Source organism: Poriferisphaera sp. WC338, assembly GCF_050931845.1.
Classification (GTDB): Bacteria; Planctomycetota; Phycisphaerae; order Phycisphaerales; family Phycisphaeraceae; genus Poriferisphaera.
In genome coordinates this window covers 262608-282347 of the sequence record NZ_CP194516.1, presented here as the reverse complement: position 1 = coordinate 282347, position 19740 = coordinate 262608, and the positions used below count along the sequence as shown (strand labels likewise).

Annotated in this window: 14 protein-coding genes; 10 read left to right on the top strand and 4 right to left on the bottom strand. The window is 50.3% G+C overall.

What is annotated here, in order from left to right; all coding sequences use genetic code 11:
• Positions 1 to 148: 148 nt before the first annotated feature.
• Positions 149 to 865 (top strand): response regulator, encoded by a 717-nt coding sequence (locus ACQ6WK_RS01150; RefSeq protein WP_432798908.1) that lies wholly within the window; start codon positions 149 to 151, stop codon positions 863 to 865.
• Between the two features lie 163 nt (positions 866 to 1028).
• A complete protein-coding gene (locus ACQ6WK_RS01145; RefSeq protein ID WP_432798907.1) occupies positions 1029 to 2405 on the top strand; it encodes a HAMP domain-containing sensor histidine kinase in 1377 nt (458 codons plus the stop codon).
• Between the two features lie 37 nt (positions 2406 to 2442).
• On the opposite strand, the gene ACQ6WK_RS01140 is transcribed toward ACQ6WK_RS01145, so the two are convergent.
• Positions 2443 to 3474, bottom strand: coding sequence for an MBL fold metallo-hydrolase (locus ACQ6WK_RS01140; protein ID WP_432798906.1), 1032 nt, complete (start codon positions 3472 to 3474; stop codon positions 2443 to 2445).
• 441 nt (positions 3475 to 3915) lie between these two features.
• On the opposite strand from ACQ6WK_RS01140, the gene ACQ6WK_RS01135 reads away from it, so the two are divergent.
• The 4 genes from ACQ6WK_RS01135 (at position 3916) to ACQ6WK_RS01120 (ending at position 7825) form a co-directional block, all read left to right on the top strand.
• A complete protein-coding gene (locus ACQ6WK_RS01135) occupies positions 3916 to 4590 on the top strand; it encodes a TIGR00153 family protein (RefSeq protein WP_432798905.1) in 675 nt (224 codons plus the stop codon).
• A 143-nt stretch (positions 4591 to 4733) separates the two neighbouring features.
• The gene (locus tag ACQ6WK_RS01130; RefSeq protein WP_432798904.1) at positions 4734 to 6296 is read left to right on the top strand and encodes an inorganic phosphate transporter; all 1563 of its coding nucleotides are present in this window, start codon (positions 4734 to 4736) and stop codon (positions 6294 to 6296) included.
• 191 nt (positions 6297 to 6487) lie between these two features.
• Entirely contained in the window at positions 6488 to 7162 is a 675-nt protein-coding gene (gene phoU, locus ACQ6WK_RS01125) for a phosphate signaling complex protein PhoU (RefSeq protein WP_432798903.1), read from the top strand.
• 147 nt (positions 7163 to 7309) lie between these two features.
• Positions 7310 to 7825 (top strand): SixA phosphatase family protein, encoded by a 516-nt coding sequence (locus ACQ6WK_RS01120; RefSeq protein ID WP_432798902.1) that lies wholly within the window; start codon positions 7310 to 7312, stop codon positions 7823 to 7825.
• Positions 7826 to 7919: 94 nt separating this feature from the next.
• On the opposite strand, the gene ACQ6WK_RS01115 is transcribed toward ACQ6WK_RS01120, so the two are convergent.
• The gene (locus ACQ6WK_RS01115) at positions 7920 to 9356 is read right to left on the bottom strand and encodes an alpha-glucosidase/alpha-galactosidase (protein WP_432798901.1); all 1437 of its coding nucleotides are present in this window, start codon (positions 9354 to 9356) and stop codon (positions 7920 to 7922) included.
• Between the two features lie 114 nt (positions 9357 to 9470).
• Between ACQ6WK_RS01115 and ACQ6WK_RS01110 the strand changes: the two genes are divergently transcribed.
• Positions 9471 to 10286, top strand: a complete 816-nt coding sequence (locus ACQ6WK_RS01110) for a helix-turn-helix domain-containing protein (protein ID WP_432798900.1) — start codon at positions 9471 to 9473, stop codon at positions 10284 to 10286.
• Here the strand turns inward: ACQ6WK_RS01110 and ACQ6WK_RS01105 are convergent.
• Together ACQ6WK_RS01105 and ACQ6WK_RS01100 are read right to left on the bottom strand one after the other, a co-directional pair.
• Positions 10283 to 13714, bottom strand: coding sequence for a UvrD-helicase domain-containing protein (locus tag ACQ6WK_RS01105; RefSeq protein WP_432798899.1), 3432 nt, complete (start codon positions 13712 to 13714; stop codon positions 10283 to 10285). The two genes, ACQ6WK_RS01110 and ACQ6WK_RS01105, sit on opposite strands and share 4 nt — an antisense overlap.
• Positions 13707 to 16598, bottom strand: coding sequence for a PD-(D/E)XK nuclease family protein (locus tag ACQ6WK_RS01100; RefSeq protein WP_432798898.1), 2892 nt, complete (start codon positions 16596 to 16598; stop codon positions 13707 to 13709). The genes ACQ6WK_RS01105 and ACQ6WK_RS01100 overlap by 8 nt, the downstream gene beginning before the upstream one ends.
• Positions 16599 to 16785: 187 nt before the next feature.
• Between ACQ6WK_RS01100 and ACQ6WK_RS01095 the strand changes: the two genes are divergently transcribed.
• The 3 genes from ACQ6WK_RS01095 to ACQ6WK_RS01085 all read left to right on the top strand — a co-directional run bounded on the left by ACQ6WK_RS01095 (position 16786) and on the right by ACQ6WK_RS01085 (position 19502).
• Complete coding sequence (locus ACQ6WK_RS01095; RefSeq protein ID WP_432798897.1) at positions 16786 to 17415, top strand: Fe(2+)-trafficking protein; 630 nt, start codon at positions 16786 to 16788, stop codon at positions 17413 to 17415.
• 210 nt (positions 17416 to 17625) lie between these two features.
• Entirely contained in the window at positions 17626 to 18399 is a 774-nt protein-coding gene (locus ACQ6WK_RS01090; RefSeq protein ID WP_432798896.1) for a type II secretion system protein, read from the top strand.
• A 53-nt stretch (positions 18400 to 18452) separates the two neighbouring features.
• The gene (locus ACQ6WK_RS01085; RefSeq protein ID WP_432798895.1) at positions 18453 to 19502 is read left to right on the top strand and encodes a hypothetical protein; all 1050 of its coding nucleotides are present in this window, start codon (positions 18453 to 18455) and stop codon (positions 19500 to 19502) included.
• Positions 19503 to 19740: the final 238 nt, after the last annotated feature.

Below are 19740 nucleotides of genomic sequence, written 5' to 3'. Positions count from 1 at the left end.
ACATTGCTCATTATTTGCTAACATGGAGAAGGTATTTTTCTGACAACTAAGACGTCATGTAACGGGATATGGCGGGCCGCGTGGCCGGTTCAATAGCATAGTACCCGAACTTAGACCGTAAAATTTCCGGATAAAGGTTGTCAGGCTCATGAGCACGATGATGCGTACACAAGAAGACTTGTACACCATTTTGTTAGTTGAAGACGAGCAGGATCTGCTTGAGTTGTTGCGATACAACTTAAACCGTGAAGGCTTTAACACGGTCACTGCAGCGACAGGCGAAGATGGTTTGAAGCAGGTGCGTTTGGCAAAGCCTGACTTGATTCTGCTTGACTTGATGCTACCAGCAATGGATGGCCTAGAAGTTTGTCGCACACTAAAGAGCCGTGAACACACAGCGGACATTCCGGTGATCATGCTGACCGCTCGCGGCGAGGAAAGCGACATTGTCCGTGGCTTAGAACTCGGTGCGGATGACTACATCACCAAACCATTCAGCCCACGCATTTTGATGGCTCGTATCAAGGCGGTACTGCGTCGCTCGGAGAATGAGACGAATAGTTTTGATAGTGGATCGACTATCACGGTTGGAGGGATTCATCTTGATCCGGATCGCCATGAGGTGCTTGCGAGCGGCGAGCCGATTGAATTGACCGCCACTGAATTCAAGCTGCTCACATTACTGATGAGCAAACCTGGCCGCGTGTTCACACGGCAACAAATCATCGAAACTATTCATGAGGGTTTTGCAGCTGTCACTGATCGATCAGTTGATGTCCAAGTTGTGGCACTTCGCCGCAAGCTGAAAGATTCCGGCCGCAATATCGAGACAGTTCGTGGTGTTGGCTACCGATTCAAAGAGTAGCTTACGCCTACTAACACCATGGCTCTTGCGTCATGCGGAACGCACGAACATTAGACGGTAACGAACAACACATCAGCATTCCTATGCTAGTGTATGCGCTACGATAAAATTCGCAGCCATAGCTCGTGCATAAATACAAACAAAGTGATACCTTAGAAGAAGCATGATACCGACGATATTGAATGCGGGATGGTGGGGTGGTGGATGTGAGCTATTCACAAGTGCTCAGACTTCCGGAGAAACCGCGATCATCATGGTCTTGATTGGTGCGGGGATTCTTGCGGTCATTTGCCTGTTTATTTTAATCACCATTAGCCGATCTTTACGAGATTTGCGGCAAAGTGCTGGACGATTTGCACAGGGCGATTTGACGCAGCATGTCGCGGTCAAAGGACCATTACAAATCGCAGAACTTGCCGAAGCCATGAATACGATGGCCCGGCAGCTTGAAGATCGCCTATCCACCGTAGTCAATCAACGTAACGAGTTAGGCGCGGTGCTGACATCGATGGTCGAGGGGGTTCTCGCGATCGATATGGATGAGCACATCCTCAGTATGAATAATGCTGCAGCGACGATGCTGAAAGTCGAACCGACACAAGCGATCGGTCGAGCAATCCAAGAAGTCGTTCGCAACACAGCCCTTCAAACTTTTGTGCAACGAACCTTCCGGGAAAGTGGGCCGATTGAAACGGAGATCACCCTTCGAGCGCCAGATGATCCTGCGCGTGATCGACAATTACAAGCGCAATCTGCGATCCTGCGTGATGCGGAGGGCAACCGCACAGGTGTGGTTTTGGTGCTGCATGACGTGACGCGATTACGGCGACTAGAAAGTGTGCGTCAGGAATTTGTAGCCAATGTCTCGCACGAAATTAAGACGCCAGTAAGCGCAATCAAGGCTGCCGTCGAAACTGTATTGGATGATCGCGAATTGGTCAGTGAAGATGGCACGCGATTTCTAAAGATTATCCTGCGTCAAGCAGATCGGTTGGCAGCCATCGTCGAGGACCTTCTGTCTATTGCACGGATAGAGCAGGAAGAAGGCCATATTATGGCAGAGCTTTTGCCGACACATTTCCAAAGTGTGCTAACCATTGCGGCGGAAAGCTGCGCGGGACTTGCGAAAGAACGAGCTTCCGAGGTGCAATTGATCTGTTCGCCGGACCTTGAATGTTTGGCTAATCCACAGTTACTTGAACAAGCGATGGTGAATTTGATCGCCAACGCGATCAAGTATTCGGAAGATCAATCGCTCGTGCAGGTGATTGCGGAAGTCAGCGACGATAAAGAAGTGATCTTATCAGTGGTTGATCATGGACGCGGAATCGAGCCAGAGCATTTACCTCGCGTGTTTGAACGGTTTTACCGCACGGACAAAGCGCGTTCACGTGAATTGGGCGGCACGGGACTGGGCTTGTCAATTGTAAAGCATGTGGCCGAAGCGCACGGCGGACGCGTGAGTGTAGATTCAGTTCAGGGGGAAGGATCGACCTTCCGCATTCATATCCCGTTGAAGGTTGAAGAGCCTACTCGATAGATATCCGTTGTGTAAAGCCTATCAAACAAGCTCTTTTTTATGCGGAAAGCTCTTTGTACCATGCACGGAAGGCGACCTTGTGGAAGCCGGGTTTGAAGTATTTCCAATAACCAAGCCGATCGGGGATTTGGAAACTAGCTACAGCCGCATCAAGGCCTATGCCGGAAACATATGCCGCACGTGCTTTATCTTCGATGAGTGCGTGCAGTTCGGCGTAGGATGTAAGAGCGATTGAATCTGCTTTGGCGGCAGGGCCATGGCCTGCAACAACAATCGCAGATTTGCGCGCAAGCAATTCCTCCACAGACTGACGGTAGAGTGAAGGCGTAGCAGACATGAAGTTGGGGAAGATGCCGTTCCAGATGAGATCGCCGCCGAATGTGATCGCAGGATCATCTACTTCGATAGCAAGATCGCTTCCAGTATGGCCACGTTTGGGAACAAAACGTACGATGCACCCGCCAAGATCGAGGGTAAAAGTCTCTGACTCGTTCAAAACAATTTTGGTCGGGCTAACGAAGCTACCACCCCAAGGCTGTAAAGCGTGCTGGCCGTAAGCGGGATTGTTTTTTGACGCGATGACTTTGGCATAATGATCGAGCGCAAGCTGATAGGTGGTTTGGGTCATGATGATCTCAGGAAGATCACCTTCATGGAAAAAGCCGCCGAGCCCACCGATGTGATCAAAGTGGAAGTGAGAGCATGCGATGTGTGTGGGGCGTTTGCCGAAAAGTTCTTGTGAAACTTGTGCGACCCAAGCAGCACCTTGCGGCGTGCGGTAGGCATCAAAAGCAAGCACACCATCTTTACCCGCGATCAATCCGCCATTACTGTGCGTGGTCATATCTCCAATTTTGCCATCCTTGGTGAAGGGGGTGGAGACAAAGGCATAAACACCGTCGCCGAGCTTTTCAATCTGACCGAAAGATTGTTTGTGCGTTATAGCACCAATATTTTGTGACGCGATCATCTTGCGTCCTTGCGCGTTAGCGATGGTACTGCCAGCTAAACAACCGCAGCCAGTTACAACGCAACCTGCGATCATTTCTCGACGTGTCAATGAATTCATGTTGATGCCCCTTGATATATTCTGGTGTTGATGGGGGAGCCGTGGAAAAGATATGCAACAACACGGATTCCCTACTTACAAAACATAGAAAGCACATATTTATTCCAGCACCGTCCGTCCGCTGCAATTCAAATGTGTAACGAGATGTCACATAAAAAGGCTAAGGCGTGTCGCAATCCAATTCCACAAGCCATAAAACCTTTTGTCTAAACTTCTTACAAACCAATACTGTGATCGAATCTGCCCCTCAATTAGGATCAAACTCGTGCATTTCGATCCATCGTAGGCCTAGAATTGCGGGACTGTCAGACTGGTCACACAGCGCAATTAACGTGAACTTTACACACAGGCCAGCAGAGGTGAGAATGCACCTCCCTGAGACGGGGGAAGCGGGAAGTTGTGGTCAGGTTTGGGTTATATGAGCCTCATGAAAGGGTTCTTATGCGGACAATTGCAAAGCTCTTCGGACGATCTCCCTTTGTACCGATGCAGACACATATGGAGAAGGTGGCTGAGTGTGTGGCACGGGTGATACCGATCACTGAAGCCTTTCTTTCGGGGGATATGGACACTGTTGAGAAGCTGGCGAAAGAGATCTCCAAGCTTGAACATGTCGCTGATGAGACCAAGCACGATATCCAAAATGGTTTACGCAAGGGGATGTTCCTTGCAGTAGATCGTGGCAAACTGCTTCAAATCATCTCGCTGCAGGATGGTATTGCGGACAAAACTGAAAACTTCGCCACACTGCTGACGATTAAGGCACTGAAGTGCCCGGATGGGCTAAAGCCAAACTTAATCGCCTTCCGTGACAAGAATCTCGAAGCATTCAATGCCGCCCACGAAATCGTCAAGCGGCTAGATGAGCTACTCGAAAGTTCCTTTGGTGGAGCCGAGGCGCAGCAGGTTGCTCAGATGGTGCATCACGTTGCAGTGCTTGAACACGAAGCTGATCTGATTCAGCGTGATCTGCTTAAAGGCATCTTTGCTCATGAGCAGGAATACACGCACGGCGAATTCTATCTCTGGCTGCGGCTGTTCCGGCAGATTGGTGAAATCGCCAACTTAAGTGAAACGCTGGCCAACCGTATCCGAAGCACATTGGAGCTGAAATAAAGGGCAGGCGCAATCATCGCATCCCTAAACCGGGGACATCCAAACAAACACATTCGACTTTGCAAGAGATCTACAGTGGGCGGCTAATTTCGCCATTTAGACAACACCCTTTGTTCCAAACATTCATGAGTAACTAAAGTAGTATGGATACACTCGGGATCATACAGACGCTATCTTTTCTTGATCTTAGCTGGTTCACCAGTTTATCGGTCAATGCACAAATCCTTATCGTCCTCGCACTGGCGTTCGGCTTTTACATGGCCTGGAACATCGGCGCAAACGATGTCGCCAATGCCATGGGCACATCTGTGGGATCAGGTGCGCTCTCACTGAAATCCGCGATCATTGTGGCGGCAATCTTTGAATTTGGCGGTGCATACTTTGTTGGATCATCTGTTTCCAACACCATCCGCAAAGGCATTTTCAATCCTGCTGACCTTGAAACGGTCTATCAAGCCGCAGCACCCACCATTCTTGCTATTGGCATGATCTCAGCCCTACTGGCTGCGGGTCTTTGGCTCCAACTCGCCTCGTACTTTGGCTGGCCAGTCTCTACGACGCACTCCATCGTCGGCGCAGTGGTAGGTTTTGGCTGCGTGGCACTTGGCCCCGGTGCGATCAACTGGTCTCTTACCAATAAGGGCGTGTTACAAATCGCTTCGAGTTGGATCCTCTCGCCGGTCGCAGCTGCGTCAGTTGCATATCTTCTTTTCAAACTCATTCAAAGATTGATCTTCTACCAAAAAGATCCGGTGCGCGCAGCGAAAAAAGTTGCACCTTATCTTGTCTTTGCCGTCATGATTGTCATGATCGCGGTCACCAGCTTTAAGGGCATGAAAGCCTTTTGGAAGGGACAGGATTGGCTGACCACACTCTCGAATCATCCGCCGAGCGCGACACATCCCGCAGCATTGGCCATTACCGGCGGCGCTGCAGTCATCATTGGACTGATCGGCACACTCATCACCGCAAAGCTTATTAATCGCATCGAAGACGAACCCTCTGACAACACGAATCAGTTCGAATCGGTTTACGTCAAACGCTCCATCGACAAAGCACGTAAACACCTGCGTAGGATTCAATCCAATACCCAGTCCGCGGCATCCAATGAAGCAAGCGACTTGATCCTTCAACTTGAAGGACTCAGTTCAAAAATCGAAAAACAAACCGACCCCGACCGTACACGTACTGCACTTCAAAAGGTCGAGAAAATTTTTGTATATCTACAAATTCTCTCGGCGTGTTTTGTTGCGTTCTCTCATGGGGCAAACGATGTTGCCAACGCGATTGGTCCCCTCAGTGCTGCCGTGCAAACACTCAAGGAAGGGGCCATCCTGTCTAAGGCGGCTGTGCCGCAATGGGCTTTGATTCTCGGTGGTGTCGGTATCATCATCGGCTTGGCCACATGGGGTTGGCGGGTCATGGAGACCATTGGCAGACGCATCACCGAACTCACACCCACACGTGGTTTCACCGCAGAATTCTCCGCAGCACTAACGATTCTGCTTGCATCTCTCGCAGGCATGCCCATCTCCACAACTCATACTCTTGTTGGTGCTGTCCTCGGTGTTGGCCTTGCACGTGGTATCGGCGCCATCAACCTGAACACGATCCGCGACATTGCTGCCTCCTGGATTATTACCATTCCCGCCGGTGCCGGCCTCTCAATCCTGTTCTTCTATACACTTAAACTCATCTTTACCTAAAATCACCATCACACGATAAGACTCTACGGATCTGATCAAAATATCAGATCCGTTTTTTGATGTCCCAACCAAGTATTGCCCGTCTAAAGCAGGCCAATTCTTGCCATTACATAAGTCAATCAGGTATAACATGTTGGTCACATTGTGACGCTCGGGAGAAACTGAGTTCATCATTGCACGCGAGATACAACATGCGCCACTTGGTCCGTCAGATCGATAAATTGAAAAAGATGCTCCTCTCACTGGGAGCGATGGTGGAGGATTCGCTCCACAATGCGATCAGTGCAATTCAAAACCGCGATGTTGAGCTTGCCAAGAAAGTTATTGAAGGCGACAAGAAGATTGATCTTGTCGAACTGGACATTGAAGAGGAATGTCTCCATGCGATGGCGTTACATCAGCCAGTGGCACACGATCTACGTTTTGTGGTTGCCATGCTGAAGATCAATCACGATCTTGAGCGCATTGGTGATTTGGCTTCTTCAATCGCAAAGCAAGCAAGTTTTCTAGCCAGTGAAAGCCGCATTGATGTATTACCTTACGATCTACCCGGCATGGGCAAACGTGTACAAGATATGCTAAACCGAACGCTTGATGCACTGATCACACTGGATGCAGATAAAGCTCGTGAAGTCCGTAAACTCGATGACGAAGTCGATGAAATCCACCGTGGCATGTATCAAAAAACTATCGCAGCCATGAAAGAAAACTCGGAGCAGATCGACCAGTACGTACACCTGCAAAATGTCTCGCGGCAACTCGAACGCATCGCCGACCACGCTGTCAACATTGCTAAAGATGTGATCTACATGGTCGAAGGCGAGATCGTCCGCCATGCTAAACTTCGCGAGAATGCCGCAACCTAAGAGCTTTTCGTACTTCCTGTCGACAATCCTAACACTGCCAACACGCCAAATATCGCTCACATGTGGCCCCTCGAAGGCAAAAAAGCCTTCACTTCTACGCTAGAGTGTGTACGATCGTGTGTTGGTTAAATCACGAGGGATTGTTTTATGCATCTAATTTTGTTCCGTCACGGAATCGCTGAACCGGGAACCGAATCGCAGCCAGACGACCTTCGGCCACTCACGGCTCTTGGGCTATCACGCACCATGCTCGCGGCACAGGGGCTTGCCCGCATCATCGATCGCCCCCAAGCTATTCTCTCCTCCACCAAAACTCGTGCGGTACAAACCGCAGCCTTCCTCGGAGACACATTCGACATCCAGCCCGAAACGCATGAACTTCTTGCCACCGGTACACCCAAGAAAATCCTTCGAATGCTCCGTGATCGAGCCGAGGATTCAATCCTCATCGTTGGACATGAACCGGTTCTCTCTCACCTGATTGAATTGATCTGCATTCCCAAGTCACCCTCCGGCGCGATTGAACTTAAAAAAGCTGGCTGCGCTTATGTCGAAGCACCTATTCGAAACAATGAACCCGCCAACCCGGACATGCTTGCCGGTGGTGTTCTACGATGGGTTATTCCGCCGCGCATTCTCAGGCAACTTGCTGGCGAACCTTAAACACTCTGCTATTAAATCATCTCAAAAAACGGCCAATCCCAAATACTCGGATTGGCCGCTTGCGTGATACTTCATTGAGGTCATATAACTCAAACTATTTATACTCGCCGAGAAAATCTTTCTCCGCTTCAAACATTTCAGTCGCCATCGCTTTGATCTCTTCTGTCGAACACACCGCACTTGTAAGTGGGTCTAAGAGTAGCGAATGAATCGCGGCTTCTTTGCTACGCTCAATACAAGCTGTAGCTGCTAGGTCAAACATTCGCATGTTTGAATCACATAACGCTGCCATCTGAGCCGGTAACGCTCCATAGCGTGTTGGATTGATCCCGTTCATGTCAATCATGCATGCGACCTCAACGCATCCATCAGTGGGCAAGTTCGAGATCAGCTTCCCCTGCCCTGTTCCGTCATGGTTCATCACATTCCCATGAATCCGTACCGGCACATCTTTCTCGCGCCCTTCAATAATCCATGATGCATACTCCCATGATCGCTCCCACGTAATCTCCTTCTCGCCGGCAACCATCGCTCGCCGTTCCTCATCCGCATCCGCTCGCCATGTCGGCCAGTTACTTGCATAAAATCGTGAGCCGCCTCGATACTCATCTCGGCAATGCCGTTCAATCAAATCCTTGCGTTTTCGATAGTACGGCAGATACTCTGACAAATGCCCGCTACTCTCGGTAATAAAAGCCCCGAAATGCAGCATCATATCGAACCGCACAGGATCTTTTTCATAGGTCTCTCCGACATAATCCTTTACTAGATCAATTAGTTTGGGATATAGCGATTTACCCTCATGCTCTAATCGCGTAAACCAAGCCATATGATTGATCCCCGCACACGCCCATTTCATCTGGTCATACGGTACGCCCGCATAATCCGCCAACAATTGACTGGTCCCTTGTACCGAGTGGCATAAACCCACCACTGGAATAGAACTCTGTCGACCTGCGGCTAAACACATAATGTTCATCGGATTGGTATAGTTCAGCATGATCGCGTTTGGACATAACTCTTCTGCATCCCGCAGAATATCCAAGAACACCGGCACAGTCCGAAGCGCTTTAAATAAACCGCCCGGACCAATCGTGTCCCCGATACATTGATCTACGCCATACTTCAGCGGAATATCATTATCCCACGCGACACAATCCATCCCCGACACCTCAACGCAACATGTGAGGTAGTCGCTCCCAGCCATCACTTCTCGTCGATCAGTTGAGCTGATCACCTTCCAGCCTTGATCTTTGCCATGCTTTGCCGCGATCCGCTCGATCAATTTGTGCATCATCCCCAAGCGTTCTGCATCAATATCCACCAACGCAATCTCACCGCGATCCGCTCCGGGAATCTGCAGCACATCATTCAGTAGCCGCGGCGTAAAGCTTGACCCTGCGCCGAACAGCGTAATTTTTACCGGCCGACCAAACTTTCCGCGCAACCCTTCGGCGATCATTGCCGCTTGCGTATGCTCACTATGCCCCTTGCTTTTTTCTGTTTCCACATCTTCAGTTTTGATGGACATAACCAATCACTCCTATATCGACTTTCTGCACATATTGAATAACCGGTGATATTATGTTAAATTTTATACCTATAAAAACTTTCATCCTGTGATTCTTAGTGTATATTTTGTGATATGTCTGCTACCCCCACCCCCAACCCACTCTGGCACTGCCCTGTCCATGGGCAACAAACCATTCCCCACGGCAAACGTTATTATTTCGACAACCGCCACCGCACCCCAAAACATGAAGTTGTCATCCAAATTTCGCTCCGTGGATCAATCACATTCACTCACGATCATCTCCAAACAATTATTCCCTCCAATCACTTGTTCATGTTCGTTCTCGGCGAAAGTACGATCTACCGCAAAACTCACCTCGCTCAGGCCTATGAAAACCTCTGGCTCAATCTCTCCGGAGCAGGTATTCTTGAACACATCAACCTTTTCCGTTCAAGATATAACATGATGATTGATATTTCATCAAACAATGATCTGCACGATCAGATGAATCATATCCGCCATCTCTGCGGCCCAACCTCACCTGCCACAGCCACACAGATCTCCGCAAGTATTCACCACCTGATCATGTCTCTCTTTGACTTCGCTGAAAAGCAAACCACGCACCAAAGCCCAGCTCAGCGCGCCATCAACATGATCATTAGCAAACCTTCCTATCCTTGGTCGATCAAACAAATCGCCGACGATGTTGGCTGTTCTCGTGAACACTTCTCTCGGCTTTTTACCGAAACTATTGGTCAACCACCAGCCGCCTACCTTAACAACATCCGCATCACCCGCGCGGTTCAACTCCTCACCGAAACCAACCTCCCCATTAAGCATATCGCTGAACAACTTGGCTTCCCCTCTCCCCATACCTTCGCTCGCCAAATCAAATCCCACACCAGCCTCAGCCCCAAACATCTCCGCAACAAACACCAATCCAGCTAGTCAACATCTTGTACAATCCCTTTGCCTGTAAAAACAAGCTTCACCCGTACATCCTCGCGATCAATCCCAAGCATCTTCACCAGTGCTCCACGATACGCCTCAACCTGCGGTCGATAGGTCGCCATATGCTGCTCAACATCCCCCTCTTTTTCCACTCGATCCGTCTTAAAATCAATCAGCGTCGCGCCCTTCACTTGACCACTTCTATCACGATGCACTACAACCCGGTCAAACGCCCCTCGCATCAACTTTCCTCCTTCTATCCGTACAGCAAACCGTCGTTCACGCCAAAGCTCATCCTTCTCGCCATTAGCTCGCCGTGATAAAACTTCCCGCACTGCCTGTTTTTCAAATATCCTCCGAAAAGCAATCGCTTTCTCCAACATCTCCGCATCGGCCATATTCACGATGTCATCTGCTACAACGAGCAATCGTTCATCAGTCATCCCCTCCACTCCTGTCACCAACCCTTCTCCATCATCCTCACCCCAAAAACCAATCACACTAAACCATTCGTGAACCAGCGTACCAAACTGCCGCCCCGAATCATCCATCACCTCAATACTTAAAAGCTCTTCTGCACGAACCGTCCCCGCACTCTCTAACGAACTTGGGCTCACCGCCACCCACGACCGCGCCACATCATCGTCCGCTTTTTGCAATCTCGAATGTAATTGCCCAACCACATCAACATCGTCATCTAACTGCTGATTAAATGACTCTGCGGTCTCGACCTTGTTACAAGATTGATCCCATGCGCCATCACCGTGTGCATATAGTATGCGATCCGGTGCCGAGCTATCGTCTGCGTCATTTGCTAACGTATCACATAGAACCGCAGCAAAACTACTTCCTCCTGATGCGGAGCTACCGCTTTTCTTTTGTTTCTTCTCTTTCACAATCATATGTAATGCGTGTTTTGCCCGGGTCATCCCCACATACAATTTGCAAAGCTCTTCGCGCCATTGCTCTTGCTTTTTCAGCTCAAAAGCTGCCCACACCGCATTCACATATAACCGCATCTCATCATTTCCCGATCGAAATACCGCTCGCACCTCATCTGTCTGCGAATCACGTAATACGACCGCTGGCCAACGAAACTTCATCCCCTGATCCAACTCCGCCATTACCACCACATCAAACTCTAACCCTTTAGATTGGTGCAACGTCATCACCCGTACTTGCGCCACACTGGCATCTTCCACGCGCACTGTCTGGATATAACTCACAAACCGTGACAGCCGCAGCATTTCTAACATCAACCCCGCCCCCTGATGTTCTTGTTCATATCGCTCTGCTAAACCCACAAGCTGCTCTAATCGTCGCATAGATAAATCATCACAGGTCTTTGTCAATGCCGCGCCCCATCTTGCAAGCGTATTGGCCATCCCCACTCGCAACATCGTATCCCGAATGTGATTGGAAATCCGTTCACACGTGCTAGGCGACATCTCCTTCATTGCCAACACCTGTCCAACTGGTGAGTTTAATACGTGAAAAGCCGCCACAGTATCCCCCGCATGATCCGCCAACATCAATGCCGACAAAATAGCTGCCACAGCTGGATGATTCGCGATTGAGCTCCCACCCTCACCGCTCGCCTTTATCCCTAGTTTTTGCAGTTCGAACAACAATCGATTAACAGTACTGTTACGATTTACCAACACCCCGATCGATCGATCGGGATGCTTTGCCGCCAAAAATTTGATCTTCTCCGCTACAAAGACTTCGTGTTCATCTGATGGCCCAAATTCGCTGTCATCCTGATCATCACTTTGGTGATTACCTTTCTGTCTCGATGAGATCAATTCGACATAGCCGGGTAATTCTTTATTTCCAGCTTTATGTGAATCGAACATGCCTTCCCAAGCTTGCTTTGTCATCCCCATACCATCCAACACGTCAACACCGGCCAAACCATCAAACACCTGATTAACCGCGTCAAGCACCACCTGCGAAGAACGAAAACTCATATCTAATCGCATTCTTGCCTGCGGGTCATCAAGTCCCGGCAACGCCTCAACCTGATCAAACAAGCCGACATAGCCGCCGCGCCAACCATAAATCGCCTGCTTGGTATCCCCCACACAGAAGAATGATCGTGACAAAGCACCGTCGGTCCACGCGGTCATCTCCTCCGCCATCGGCTCAAGTACCGCCCATTGCTCACGACTTGTATCCTGAAACTCATCGAGTAATAGATGCTTGACTTGACCGTCTAGCCGATAGTACATCTCCGTGAGGAGTGCCGTGTCCTGAGCTGGAAGATAACGTGAAAGCTTGTGGGTGATGTCAGAGAAAAGTACCACACCATGCTGATCACGAATCCTCACATAATGCCGATCAAAATCTTTGAGTAACTGGTATGTTGCAAGTGTCTGCACGTGTAGCATTCGTGCAACTTCAGCACGGACGTGCCTACCGATCAATTCATAAACCGCAGCAACTTCTCCTTCAAGCTCTTTGCCATAAAACTTGCCGCCTTTTTCATGATCACAAACCGCTTTCACAAGACCACTCCCGGCAAGCATAAGCCAATCACCTCGGCGAGCGGCAAAAACACTTTTATCCCACGCCTTCAGCCAATTCCCATTGGGCTTGCCCGTTTTGGTCATCGGCAGATAATCAACTAAACCTTCTAAGCGCTGAATAGATGCTTGCAACGCCGATTCATCTAGCCGACCTGCCATCTCTTCACCAACGGCAATCATCGACCATTTCGCCTGATCAGGTACCTCGCGGTATAGTCCGTACAAATCCACCACAATATTATCGATTGCTTCGGTCACAGACCGCTTGGCTGCGTCATGGTGTAGTTCTTTTAACAAACGAAGCAACGTCTGCATATCACCTTCAGCACTCTCATTCTCCACATACCGCCCCGCCACTTCACCCAGCATCGCCTCGATCGCTTGCATCCGAATGTGCTTCGCCAGTGTACTGCCCTCATCGGTCACGACCGGATCAACCGGCAAGCCAAGCTCAAAACGAAAACTACTCGCCACGCGCTGAAAAAAACTGTCCAATGTCGAAATGTTTAAACGATGTAACTTTGCTGTCAGTGCCCTTAACAATCCCAAGCATTCAGATTCTGATACAGGCTTACCCAAATCAGGATGCAATGCCTCACGGGCCAAATCTTTGCTTAATGCGGCACGTTCTTTCTCACTTACCACTGCTTTGGCAAGACGGCCCAGCACACGGCCCAAAATCTCTCCAGCCGCTTTACGTGTGAAGGTTGTTGCAAGAATCTCATCTGCCGCCGTCCCCGCACGCAACAACATCAGGTATCGCACCGTAAGTTGATATGTCTTCCCCGCACCTGCTGACGCACGCACAATCCGATGCGGCATCATCTCACTGTTTGCTACATTAACAGCCCCCTGACTTGTATGGCTTTGCATCTTTCCCACTTGATAATCATTCATCGCCCACCTCCCCCACTTCGCTCATCATGATCAATCCTTCCCGATCAAACGCGCCATCACCGCAAAGCCCGCGCATTCCGTCATCAAATACCGGTACTTCTGCTGGAGGCCAAAATACTCTACCCCGCACCTGCCGGATGATTTCATTACACGCTTCACGCGCCTCGACTAACACTTCATCCGACCAATCTGCCAGCTTCATCCCAGCTTCTTCTGATTTCCGTGGCAAGTTCACATACCCCATCTGCATCTGCCCGCTCAATCCTTGCCCACGTGCAATTACTTCATAGAGGGGCAACTGAAAATCAATCCAGGATTTTGCATCCTTTCTACCTTTACGATGCACCTGCTCAGGATGCTTACCTATATCGCTGGTTTTATAATCCAACAAACGTAAGCCATACTCTGGATGTTCATCCACACGATCGATCTTGCCGCGAATTTCAAACGGCTCACCATCCACCTCAATCGTCGTTTTGAATTGATGTTCGATTAGATCACCGCGAACCTGCCATCCTTCTTGTGTCCACACAACCTGCTGTAACGCAAAAGCCATTAATCGCTCGCGCAACTGTTCGACCTGTACACGAACCGCCGGACGAACATGCTGACCAAACCGCGTAGTTGCCATCACGTCCAGTTCATGCGAAAGATAATCTCGCAATACTCCTACATCCTCGCATCCAGTCATATCACTCTTGCCGAACGCTTCTAGAACGCCGTGAGCCAGCGTTCCAAATGCCGCGCCATCAAGTTCAACGGCAGCATCATTCACAAGCTGCAACCTACGTACATATTTCAGATAGAAGCGATACGGACATTGCAAGTATTGCCGAAACGCTGTAACACCGAGGCCCTTCAGGACTGGCTCATCAAACAGCGGCGGTGGAATCAGAAAACCGTGACGCTTTCGCTCCCCTCTTAATAGCCGCACCGGTGCGCGATGTTCATGCTCTTCATAGAAGCCATTTACCCGCTGAATCATCGTCTGATCATTACATGCAAAAAGTAGTCGTGATGGTGCAAGTGGATCACCCTGTGCGGTCTGTCGTGCCAAAACCAATCGTACCACCTGCTTACTCTTCACCATCGTATTCAGCAGCAGCAAATCACGTGCATAGCGCTGACGATTGTTTCCTAACCCCAGGCACTGCCGCAATCCGTCGGGCAGGAATGCGTCTGCATTCCGCGAGGCTGGCACATACCCCTCATTCATCCCGGTCATAATCAAAACCGGCGCATCATCCAGTGGCAAATCCAACAAGCCCATCAGTTCCACCGCGCCATCACCACCCATCTCCGGCACGCTTCCCACACGAAGCAAACTTAAAACCATGTTCACTGCCTGGCCAAACGTCACTTTAATCTCACCAGCAATTTCATCTCCTACATCGCGCACCTGCCGCAGCGCATCGGCAATTTGCCTAAGCGCATGATAGATTGGTTCATCGCTGGGTTCGTACCGGCGCAGTTCTAAATGGCCGTAAATATGACGCATCATGGCAGCGATCTCACTACTCCATGCACTGATCGGCTTTGGTTGCTTCCGATCACGTGGCAGAAGATCATCGACCGCCGCTCGCAACGCCAAAACCTGCTCGCCATAAACCTTTGCCCGCCCATCACCCATAAGCACCTCGCCGAGATCTCTTGGCAAATGCTCAGTTGCATAGCGGTCAACTGCCGCAAGGAATTGGGAGACAACCCCATCGTGAGTTGCAATACCCCCAGTTGCTTCGTGTGTATTTTTGCTTAAAAACCCCTGTAAATCAGGATGTCGCAGGATAGCTGCAAACTGATCGAACCCACCAGCTTCGGCGTATCGCCCCATCGCAGCAAGCAACACAACAGCAGGCGAGTCCATCAACCGTCGGCCACCTGCATAACGATTTGGCGCACCAGCTATATCAAGTGCCCGGCTAATTGCACCCGCATGTTCTTCATGCCCCAATCCAACGGTAATCTGATCGTATCGTAGTTTGGTTGTCTCACCCGCCTCTGCCATGAGTCGCACAACCTCCCCACCGATCTCATTCTCCTTCCCCACGACATGAATCATTTGGTCATTCATATCTAAGTGTTGATTAGACCAGTATGACACATCCAGCCCCCCAGTGAGATGAAATCCTTCTTCATGTTCTTCACTGGCGTGCGTCACCACAATCAAATCCCCAGCACTTTCCTCGTGAGCCGCAGCTTGCTTCAGCATCGATTCAAGCTGCGTGCTCTGATCCGGCATCGCGATCATGACGACATCGCCAGTTAATCGACATGTACCATCTTCAATGGCAGTAAGCCGTGCGCGCTGCCGATCAATTACGCCAACTGCAGCACATTGATCGTGATACAACTCGTCCAATGCGCCCGCAGCTTCCCATCTCGATCGTTGCACATCTGAAAGATCAAACCCATCACCCTCACAGCGTTCAGTCACTTCGTTAACTCTTAGAGATCCAGCTGCCAGTTCTTCCGACAGCTTCCCAAGCTGTTCCGCCATCGCCCACCACGCGCCGAATTCATCTTCACCTGGCCGCGTGCCCACCACGCTTTCGACCAACCCCTCGCCGGCTGACATAATCGCACGTGTCCTGAGTAACTTCGCTTCCAGCCCACTTACCATCGGCTGCGCCGATTTATACAGATACTCTGGCAAACCGCCCGCCGTGACGACCTCTGGCGGAAACAAGATCGCCCCCGCATTCTCGGCCTCACTGACTAAAACCTCCGTGAGACGCCGACCCGCGCGTGCCGCCGCAGTAACCACCACGACCTCTGACATATCCCAAATGCCATCGGACGTGTACCGGGTACGTAAAAATTGCGCTGCCGCCGCCAACACCGGCTCGTTCCAATCCACAGTATGTGTCTCAATTCGACTCACCATCTCAGTATACCCATCCCCTCTCAAGCCGAAACCACCCATCCAGGCACACTTAACTCAACTCTGACATCTCCCTGTCAGCCGGATCAAACCTATTTCACACTTCATTCATTGCCTCTTATCCACCACAAGGCGTACAATTTCAGTACGATTTCTAATCGCCCGGGAATTCCTGTAAGCTGGTGGCACTATGGCAAACATTGAAGAACGAATCGCACAGTGGGAGCAGATGGCTGCATCGGCTCCGGACGACATGGCATTTTTCTCCCTCGGCAATGCCTACAAGGACGCCGAACGGCATGAAGATGCTGAAGCCGCTTATGAAAAGGCCATCGGTCTGAACCCCGGCATGTCCCGCGCTTACCAATTCCGTGGCCAGTGCCTCATCAAGCTCGGCCGCAATGACGACGCTGCCGCCGTCCTCGAAACAGGCTACAAAACCGCTGCAGAACGCGGTGATGTCATGCCGCAAAAAGCGATCGGCTCGCTCCTTACCGAAAAACTAGGCAAAACCCTTCCGGATGTCTCAGAAGCGGAAGCCAAGCGTGCAGAAGTCGAAGCCTCGGGCGACATGATCCTCGACCGTCGCACCGGGCAGCCACAACCCAAACTTCCCGACCCGCCCATGCGTGGCCCGGTCGGTGCCTTCATCTATGCTAACTTCGGGCAAGACACTTGGCGTGAATGGATCGGCCAAGGCACTAAGGTCATCAATGAACTCCGATTGGACTTCTCCGACCCTAATAGCCAAGATATCTACGAACAGTACATGCTCGAATGGCTCGGTGTCTCCAAGGATGAAATCGAATCTGCTGAATAGTCATTCCCTCGCATAACATTTGAAACAAACCACCGTCGGCTTCGTCTATCTACTACACGAGGCCGACTATTTTTTTAGCCTCACCGCAAACCCATAACCTCCGCATCCTCCGTAAGTTTTCTTCTCATCAGATCACGTATCCGTTATCCTGAACGATACAACATCCAGCATATATCACGGTTTCATCATGACACATCCGAGGAGTTAAGAATGATCACGCCATACCAATCGCACACATGCAAAATCGGTCTAAGGCGGGCCTTCACATTGATTGAGCTCCTTGTCGTCATCAGTATCATCGCGATCCTCATTGGTATCCTCTTACCTTCACTCGGCCAAGCGCGCAAACGCGCCCGCGCCACTGAATGTCTTTCCAACTTCCGCCAACTTGGTATCGCTGGCACCATCTTCGCCGACGAACATGATGGTGCATTCATGAGCGCCACCTTTCCTATAGGAGTCGGCTCTGCCGGCGTTCCAATCTGGTACGACGGCTCATGGACACGCACCCTGAAACCCTACATGAACGAAATGGATTCTGACGAATTCGCACGTTGTGGCTCCGATGCGTCACCACACTTTGAAATACCTGAGCCCGCTTCTGAACGACGCCGCATCAATTCCTACGGTATCAATCTTCTTCTCAACGCACATATCTCCAATGGTACTCGTGCATATGCTGGCAAAATTCATCAGGTTGCCCTCGCATCCAACACCATCTGGATGGGTGAACTGCACGAAACCTCGATCTTTTCTGTTGCTGATTATTTCTCCCCCACACAATTCTTCCCCACATGTACCACAGGATGTATGCCTTTCCCGTCACAAATACCTACCGAAAACCGGCATCAAAATGTCCCCCAATGGCTTTATGTTGACGGACACGCTTCACCCAACAAAGAAGATGAACTACTTGAATACGAATCAGGCGGCGGAGACATCACGTATATCATTAACAAATTTGATCCGCTCTTCGGCCAATAAATTATGATGCCTATCAATTAAGTCACAACATTACAACGCATTCCGGTACGATCATGAACGCTACACCCGACAACAATCTCATCACCTTTCATTGTCACGCATGCCATGTTTCTCTTACCGCCGATGCATCACAAGCTGGTCGCGTGGTTACATGCAGCGAATGCGGCGCAATGAATGTTGCCCCAGCCTCACCCTCACAGACGACTGCCGCCGAACAAACAACGTCCCCACACAACACATCCCTCGACGATACAGACTTTAATCTCACCGCCATCACTGAAGATGCGATGATTCGCATGCCGCAAAAACACAACGCGGAACATCAAACCAAAGCCCCCGCTTTCTCTGCTGCTGCTGGCGCCACTATTGCTGCCGATCAATCCTCCGAAATCGTCGGGCCACCGGTTTACCTAGAGCCAGAACCTGCTGATAAGCAACCTCTAAAGCTCAAAATTCAATCCCTTCCACTCAACTTCCGTGCCTACTTGCTTACCGCTGCCGCAGCCATCATGATCCTTGTCATCTGGATCGGCCTCTACATGATCACCGCACAGCCACTTGCTTATCTTGCTCCAATTTTTGCATTGATGCTGGCCCTCCTCGCACGTGAACAATCTCAAGATCGTACTAAAACTTTCGCTGCCGCCGTCACCACCATCGCAATATTCACCATTTTTATAACCCGCATCATCATGGCCACATGGGCGTTTTCTATCGTCGCGCCGCAACAAGCAGCCGGAGATCTAGGCCAACTCAACCTGGCAGTGGGCATCGAAATGATGGACAAAGACATCTTCTCGGCGGATATTCGTGATCGACTCAAACAGCAAAAAACAGAACCCCAGCAAGCCGGAGAGCAACAAGCACGTGCCGCACAGAAGCTCGCTCACGACATCGACAAAGAAATCCAAATCCGCATCAATGGCATGACCCCGGAAGAAAAACTTCAAACCATTCAATATCTCATCCGCGAAAACAAAACCGCCGCCGCCTCACTCCACAGTAAATACAGCCCTGGATTCAACCAATGGGATATCATCATCATCCCGCTTGCCGCGATCTTCCCGCTTCTCCTCTGCATGCCTCCACGTCGATCTGATTAGGATTAATCACATCCATCGCCAACCCATTACCACTCACCAACGTATAAAAGGTATCATGCGTCATACTTCGCCTGCCATACCTCCCAATCCTCACTTTCGCCCTCATACGAGCGGCATGCTCACAGAACAATTATCGCAAGCAAACACAATCACTTGACCAAACGTCACACGCACATCAAACTGACGTTACTAGAACAACCCAAACCCTGACAACTACCGGCCATCCGTCTTCTAACAG

Excerpts from the sequence above, each read along its gene's own strand:
- ACQ6WK_RS01150 (WP_432798908.1), top strand. The coding sequence starts at position 149 with ATGAGCACGATGATGCGTACACAAGAAGACTTGTACACCATTTTGTTA.
- ACQ6WK_RS01085 (WP_432798895.1), top strand. The coding sequence starts at position 18,453 with ATGAACGCTACACCCGACAACAATCTCATCACCTTTCATTGTCACGCA.
- ACQ6WK_RS01105 (WP_432798899.1), bottom strand. The coding sequence starts at position 13,714 with ATGAATGATTATCAAGTGGGAAAGATGCAAAGCCATACAAGTCAGGGG.
- ACQ6WK_RS01135 (WP_432798905.1), top strand. The coding sequence starts at position 3,916 with ATGCGGACAATTGCAAAGCTCTTCGGACGATCTCCCTTTGTACCGATG.
- ACQ6WK_RS01120 (WP_432798902.1), top strand. The coding sequence starts at position 7,310 with ATGCATCTAATTTTGTTCCGTCACGGAATCGCTGAACCGGGAACCGAA.
- ACQ6WK_RS01090 (WP_432798896.1), top strand. The coding sequence starts at position 17,626 with ATGATCACGCCATACCAATCGCACACATGCAAAATCGGTCTAAGGCGG.
- ACQ6WK_RS01110 (WP_432798900.1), top strand. The coding sequence starts at position 9,471 with ATGTCTGCTACCCCCACCCCCAACCCACTCTGGCACTGCCCTGTCCAT.
- ACQ6WK_RS01145 (WP_432798907.1), top strand. The coding sequence starts at position 1,029 with ATGATACCGACGATATTGAATGCGGGATGGTGGGGTGGTGGATGTGAG.
- ACQ6WK_RS01100 (WP_432798898.1), bottom strand. The coding sequence starts at position 16,598 with ATGGTGAGTCGAATTGAGACACATACTGTGGATTGGAACGAGCCGGTG.
- ACQ6WK_RS01095 (WP_432798897.1), top strand. The coding sequence starts at position 16,786 with ATGGCAAACATTGAAGAACGAATCGCACAGTGGGAGCAGATGGCTGCA.
- ACQ6WK_RS01130 (WP_432798904.1), top strand. The coding sequence starts at position 4,734 with ATGGATACACTCGGGATCATACAGACGCTATCTTTTCTTGATCTTAGC.
- phoU (WP_432798903.1), top strand. The coding sequence starts at position 6,488 with ATGCGCCACTTGGTCCGTCAGATCGATAAATTGAAAAAGATGCTCCTC.
- ACQ6WK_RS01115 (WP_432798901.1), bottom strand. The coding sequence starts at position 9,356 with ATGTCCATCAAAACTGAAGATGTGGAAACAGAAAAAAGCAAGGGGCAT.
- ACQ6WK_RS01140 (WP_432798906.1), bottom strand. The coding sequence starts at position 3,474 with ATGAATTCATTGACACGTCGAGAAATGATCGCAGGTTGCGTTGTAACT.